Annotated in this window: 4 protein-coding genes, 1 rRNA gene and 1 pseudogene; 1 reads left to right on the top strand and 5 read right to left on the bottom strand. The window is 70.1% G+C overall.

Translation table 11 applies throughout. The features are described 5' to 3' along the window. Positions 1-19 precede the first annotated feature (19 nt). From VFZ92_RS15470 to VFZ92_RS15455, 5 genes and pseudogenes are all read right to left on the bottom strand, one after another. Positions 20-1,147: a glutamate--cysteine ligase gene (locus VFZ92_RS15470; RefSeq protein WP_330876616.1), complete on the bottom strand. Its 1,128-nt coding sequence runs from the start codon at positions 1,145-1,147 to the stop codon at positions 20-22. A gap of 193 nt (positions 1,148-1,340) precedes the next feature. Beyond that, positions 1,341-1,400: pseudogene (locus tag VFZ92_RS42500) on the bottom strand (hypothetical protein); the annotation flags it as partial. 17 nt (positions 1,401-1,417) lie between these two features. Further along, positions 1,418-1,759: a hypothetical protein gene (locus tag VFZ92_RS15465; protein ID WP_330876615.1), complete on the bottom strand. Its 342-nt coding sequence runs from the start codon at positions 1,757-1,759 to the stop codon at positions 1,418-1,420. A gap of 63 nt (positions 1,760-1,822) precedes the next feature. Then, positions 1,823-3,538 carry a GGDEF domain-containing protein gene (locus tag VFZ92_RS15460; protein ID WP_330876614.1) on the bottom strand — a complete coding sequence of 572 codons (1,716 nt, stop codon included), beginning with the start codon at positions 3,536-3,538 and terminating at the stop codon, positions 1,823-1,825. Between the two features lie 74 nt (positions 3,539-3,612). Next, positions 3,613-4,725, bottom strand: a complete 1,113-nt coding sequence (locus VFZ92_RS15455) for a lycopene cyclase family protein (protein WP_330876613.1) — start codon at positions 4,723-4,725, stop codon at positions 3,613-3,615. A 566-nt stretch (positions 4,726-5,291) separates the two neighbouring features. On the opposite strand from VFZ92_RS15455, the gene VFZ92_RS15450 reads away from it, so the two are divergent. Further along, positions 5,292-5,689: ribosomal RNA gene (locus VFZ92_RS15450) — 16S ribosomal RNA — on the top strand; the annotation flags it as partial.

Raw genomic sequence — 5,689 nt, 5'->3', positions numbered from 1 at the left:
CCCTTGGTCGGGCTACTTGTCATGGGTGCGCTGTTTGCCGCATGAGCAGTGTGACCACGTCCTTGAGGCTTCCTCGTTGTTGGAAGGCCCGTCTTTGGCGGGCTGCGCCTGAGCCGTCCAGGAGGATCCTGTCCGCCGCGTCTGTCACCAGGTCGTAGTCGCCTGCTGCTTCCAGGGCTGGGCGGACCCATTCGACCAGGGCTTGGACCTGTTTGGACGCTTGCACGAGGCTGCCGGTGCGGAGGTCCACGTTCGTTCCCTCCACGCCGTCCCGTGCCGCTCGCCACATCGCCGCTCGGAGGACGTGGGGTGCCACGTCCAGCGCTGGTGCCCGCGCGCTCAGCGCCATGACCGCCACGCCCCTGGTGAGGGCGGCTATCAGGACCGCTTCGTCGACCGTGGCGGCCACGTCGCAGACGCGCAGTTCCACCGTCGGGTGGTTCGCGGACAGTCTCACGTCCCAGTAGACGGTGGCCGGGTCCATTGCGGCGCCGCTGTCCAGCAGGTTCCGCCTCGCCACGTGGTATTCCTCGGCGGAGCTGAAGTGCGGCGGTGCTCCCGCCGAGGGCCACGGGCTCCAGGAGAGGTAGCGCCAGGACGAGTAGCCGGTGTCGCGGCCGTCCGCGAACGGGGAGTTGGCGCTCAGCGCCAGCAGGACCGGTAGCCACGGGCGCAGGTGGTTGCTGATCAGCACACCGGCGTCGTCGTCCGGGATTCCCACGTGGACGTGGCAACCGCAGATGGTGAGGTCCTGGACCAGGCGCCCGTACTCGACCTCCATCCGCCGGTAGCGGGGGTCGTTCGTGAGCGGAACGGGTTTCACGTCGCCCAGCACCGGGGTGCCGGTGGCGACGATGCGGGTTCCGTGCGCCGCCGCCATCGTGCCCAGGACCGATCGGGTGGTGGTGAGCGAGGCGCGGACCTCGCTCATCGAGCGGCACACCGGTGTGGCGCTCTCGACCTGGAACTGGGTCAGTTCAGCCTGGAGGTCGTGCGGTGAATCGGCCGCCAGCACGTCGGGCGCCAGTGGTACGACGACCCCCGTCACCGCGTCCACCAGCAGGAACTCCTCCTCGACGCCTACGGTGAGGGCCTTGTCGAAGAGTGTCCGCGGACGGGGCAGTTGGCTGGCTTCGGTCGTGCTCACAGTGGCTCCCAGTGCTCAGGGTAGTCCGATCAATGCTATGAGTGACGAAGTCGGGGCACATGCGGCGTATTGGCGAACTGTGCGCGCGGATGGCGTCAGTTTCGGAGCCCAGGACGGCAGCAGGCTCCGAACACCCGGTGACGCCCGGCTTCGCGCACGCCCTACCTCGGTAGTTGTCGACGGTACGCCGGGACACGGCGAGGTGCTCGGCGATCCACTGGCTCGAACGGCCTTCCGCCGCCAGCCGGACCACGTCGCGTTCCCGCCTGGTCAGCGCGCTGCTGGCGACCCGGTCCCGCACACCGGCCGCGCCTGCCTCGGTGCCCGCCCACGCGATGGACTGCGCGTCGGCCGCTCCACACCGGCCCACCGCCACACCCCGTGCCGGTGCCGCAGCGATCCGCTGTCCACTCCGGACCGCGGGGTTTCCCGCGGCGGCAACGAGTTCCCCGACCGCTGGCTCACCTGGTCGAGCGCGTCGTCGAGCGCCCGGTCCAGCAGCCCGCCCACGGCGGCGGGCGACAGCTCGACCCGCTCGATCTGCCCCTCCTTCCACGACGACGTCGACGCGTCCGGGCACGGCTCCCCGTCCCGCACCGCCGGCACGGCCACCGGCGGCGCCCTGGTGCCCAGCGCGGGGCCCGCCTCCCGGCCTCACGGCCGTCGACCAGGTGATCACGCCGCCGGTCGGGGGGACCCGCTCTCCCCGACCGGCTCGCCGCGCAGCACGTCCGCCCGCTCGTCGCCCGGCCTGCCCAGCACCCAACTGCTGCCCCGCAACGACTTCGCCTGTGTCTTCAACGGCGCCAACAACCGCGACACCTCGCGGTACGACGGCACCGAACCCGCCCCGCAGACCAGCGTCGCGAACGACAGCGTGACCGCCATGCCCTCGACCTCGAACACCGCGTCCAGCACCCCGGTCGCCATCGGCACGATCTCGTCCAACCCGGCCACCACCAGGAAGTCGTCCCCGCCGACGTGCCCCACCTGCGCCGACGACCACTCCGCCGCCGCCTCCGACAGACCCCGCCCGATCGCCCGGATCAGCTCGTCACCCGCGGCGAACCCGACCCCGTCGTTGACCCGCTTGAACCCGTCCACGTCCAACCAGCCCACGGCGAAGAACTCACCCGACATGATCCGCCGGTCCACCTCGCGCTCGACCGCCTCGCTGCCCGGCAACCGCGTCAACGGGTTCAGCGCCGCCGCCTGCTCCACCTTCAGCTCGGCGATCCCGCGCACCACGTCCGCCACCCGCACCACACCCAGGCACCGGTCGTCGTCGTCCACCACGACCAGGTCGTCGTTGGTCCGCTCCCGCGCGGCGTGCGCCACGACCTCCAGCAGCTCCACCGCCGACGTGCCCGTCCCCACCAGGTGCGGCCGGTCCGCCAGCCGCGCCGCGTCGCGCTTGGCGTGCAGCGCGTGCCCGTACGGCCCGGTCACCGACAGCAGGAACCGGTTGCGGTCCACCGACCAGCGCGGACGCCCGTCGGGATCGACCAGGACCACACCGCTCAACCCCGGCTGGCCCGCCAGCACCTCGCGCACCTGCTCCGACGTCGCGTCCTCCGGCAGCGTGGTCGCGGGGTGCAGGAAGTCCGTCACCCGAGGGCCCGCCAACCGCCGGATCGGACCGGTGTGCGTCACCGCCTCCGGGTCGTTCGCCTCGCTCAACACGGCCGAGATGGTCGCGTTGACCTTCGGTCTTCGCGACGCCATCGCCAGCAGGTCGCCCTGCGCCAGCCGAACCCCGAGCCTGCGCAGCGCCACCAGCTCCGGCTCCGTCTCCACGCCCTCGGCCACGACCTGCGTGTCGGTGTGCTCGGCGATGTGCTGCAACGCCTGCACCAACGCCGTCGACGACGGGTCCTCCGGCAGCCCGGCCACGACCTCGCGGTCCAGCTTCACCACGTCCGGCCGCGCCTCCGTGAGCAGGCTCAGCGGCACGTCACCCTCACCGACCCCGTCCAGGCCGATGCGGAACCCGTCCGCGCGCAACCGCTCCAGACCGCGCACCAGCAGCCCGCGCCGCGCACGCGAGTACGGCGTGCCGATCTCGACCACGACGCTCGACGGGTCGCGGCCCGCGTCGCGCAACGCCCCGTAGAGCGGCGCGAGGAACTCCGGCCGGTCGGCGACCGTCATCGCCAGCAGGTTCAGGTGCAGCGGCAGCGTCAGGTCGTGGTCCGCCGCGAACCCGACCGCACGGCAGGCCAGAGCCACGTCGGTGTTCGTCAGGTACCCCGCGCGGTGGGCCGTGCGCAGCAGGTCCCGCACGCCGCCGTCCTGCGGTCGGGCCAGCGCCTCGACCGCGACGACACCCCCGGTGTGGAGGTTGAACAGCGGCTGGAACGCGAATCGGACGTCATCCAGCAACGCGGGCACCCGACGATCGTGCCTGGTCGACCCACCGCCTGCCGAGGTGGTTCACCAGGTGTTCACGACTTCTTCGACCGGGGTCAGCGATCCTGCGGCGCCAGCACCAGCGTTCGGCGCAACCGCCACGGCGCGTGGCGGAACAGCTCGGCCATCGCCCTCGTCGCCCCCGCCACGTCCTCGCGGTCGGACAGGTAGGAGCGCCGCAGCTCCTCCGGCAGCCGGAAGAACAGGTCGAAGAACTCCGGCACCTGCTCCGGCGGCATCGCCAGCAGCGCGCGCAGCCCGTGGCGGCGCATCGTGTGCACCACCTTCGCCGCGGGCGACCAGATGACCTGCTTCGCCGCCGCCCGCGCCGCCCGAGGCCCCTTCGGCAGCGCCTCGGCGACCGCCTCCGCCACCAGCGGAGCCAGCGTCAACGTCGTGGCGACGCTGTACCCGGTCGCCGGGTGCACCAGCGCGGCCGCCGCACCGAACGTCAACCGCGCCGTCCGGTGCAGGTCCACGGGGAAGCGCACCTGCTCCTCCACCGTCGTCGGCACGATGCCGTGCTCCGCGAGCCGCGCGGCCAGCCGCGTCCGCAGCTCGGCGACGGGCAGACCCGGCCGCCGCGCCAGGGACGTCTCCTCCAGCAGCACCCGGTCCCCGCCGAGGGGGACGGCGTACAGGAAGGTCGGCCACTCCACACCCGTCACCGGCGGCTGCCGCCAGTCCATGACCAGCGCCTCGCCGTCACCCAGCACGGCCTTCGCCTCCTCCGCGGGGACGACGACACCCGCCGCGGTCTGCTCGACCCTGCCCCGGCTCGGCGGAGCCCCGGTGGCGTCGACCACCAGCGCGGCCGTCAGCGTCCGCCCGTCGGCCAGGCGCACGGACGAGCGGTGAGGGCCGAGCGCGATGCTCGTGGACTTGCCGACCTCGACGTGCACCGAGGGGGAGAGGACCTGGAGGCGCGCGTTGTCGAGGACCACGTACTCGCGGTCCAGCACGTGGTGCTCCGTGCCGACCGCGCGCGTCACCGGCGCGTGCGCGGCGATCGGGGCGCCTTTCGGCAGCTCGTCCGCCCACGCGCCGTAGGTCGACGTCCACGGCTTGTCGGGGCGGGGGTCCACGAGTGTCGTTTCCAGTCCCGCCTCCGCGCAGGAGCCCGCCAACGCCCGGCCCGCGGGCCCACCGCCCAACACGATCACGTCCACGGATCGACGTTATCCCGACGCCCGGCGTCGCGCCGCGCCCGATCGGGGGTGATTGCGCACGTCAGGACCCTGCGACTGCCTAAGGGGACCCCCGGTTTGGAGCCCGGACGACACGGGTGTAAGTTTCTCCCTGCCAGCGCGGAACGGGCCGGAAACGGAACGGAGCGGGGCACAACCCCCAGAACTACATGAAGTACCAGCGTTCCTTGCTGGGTCGGATTCCTCGAAGAGGCCGATTTGACAGGGGAAATGCGGTTCGGATAACTTCTGGAACATAGCAAACTGAATGCGAAGCGGGTTTCTGCTGAGCGAAACGGTCCGAAACGGCCGATTTGACAAGGCGAAAACGGAGTTGCTAAGCTTCAGACACAAACGAAATACCGAATACCTGCCCCGGATCGGGTCGCACAAAGCGAAACGAAATGGTGTGCGCGTGTTCTTTGAGAACTCAACAGCGTGCCGAATAGCCAGTAACTTATATGAACCCAGTCAATGGGTTTCCTTTGAGATCAAACTGGACAACTGACAGTAATGTCAGTGATTGTTCGGAGCGATCAAACAATTCATTATTGGAGAGTTTGATCCTGGCTCAGGACGAACGCTGGCGGCGTGCTTAACACATGCAAGTCGAGCGGTAAGGCCCTTCGGGGTACACGAGCGGCGAACGGGTGAGTAACACGTGGGTAACCTGCCCTGTACTCTGGGATAAGCCTGGGAAACTAGGTCTAATACCGGATATGACACTTCATCGCATGGTGGGGTGTGGAAAGTTCCGGCGGTACAGGATGGACCCGCGGCCTATCAGCTTGTTGGTGGGGTAATGGCCTACCAAGGCGACGACGGGTAGCCGGCCTGAGAGGGCGACCGGCCACACTGGGACTGAGACACGGCCCAGACTCCTACGGGAGGCAGCAGTGGGGAATATTGCACAATGGGCGAAAGCCTGATGCAGCGACGCCGCGTG

The sequence above is a fragment of the Umezawaea sp. genome (assembly GCF_036375055.1).
GTDB lineage: Bacteria > Actinomycetota > Actinomycetes > Mycobacteriales > Pseudonocardiaceae > Umezawaea.
The sequence above is the reverse complement of the archived record's forward strand: the minus strand, read 5'-3'. Positions and strand labels throughout refer to the sequence as shown.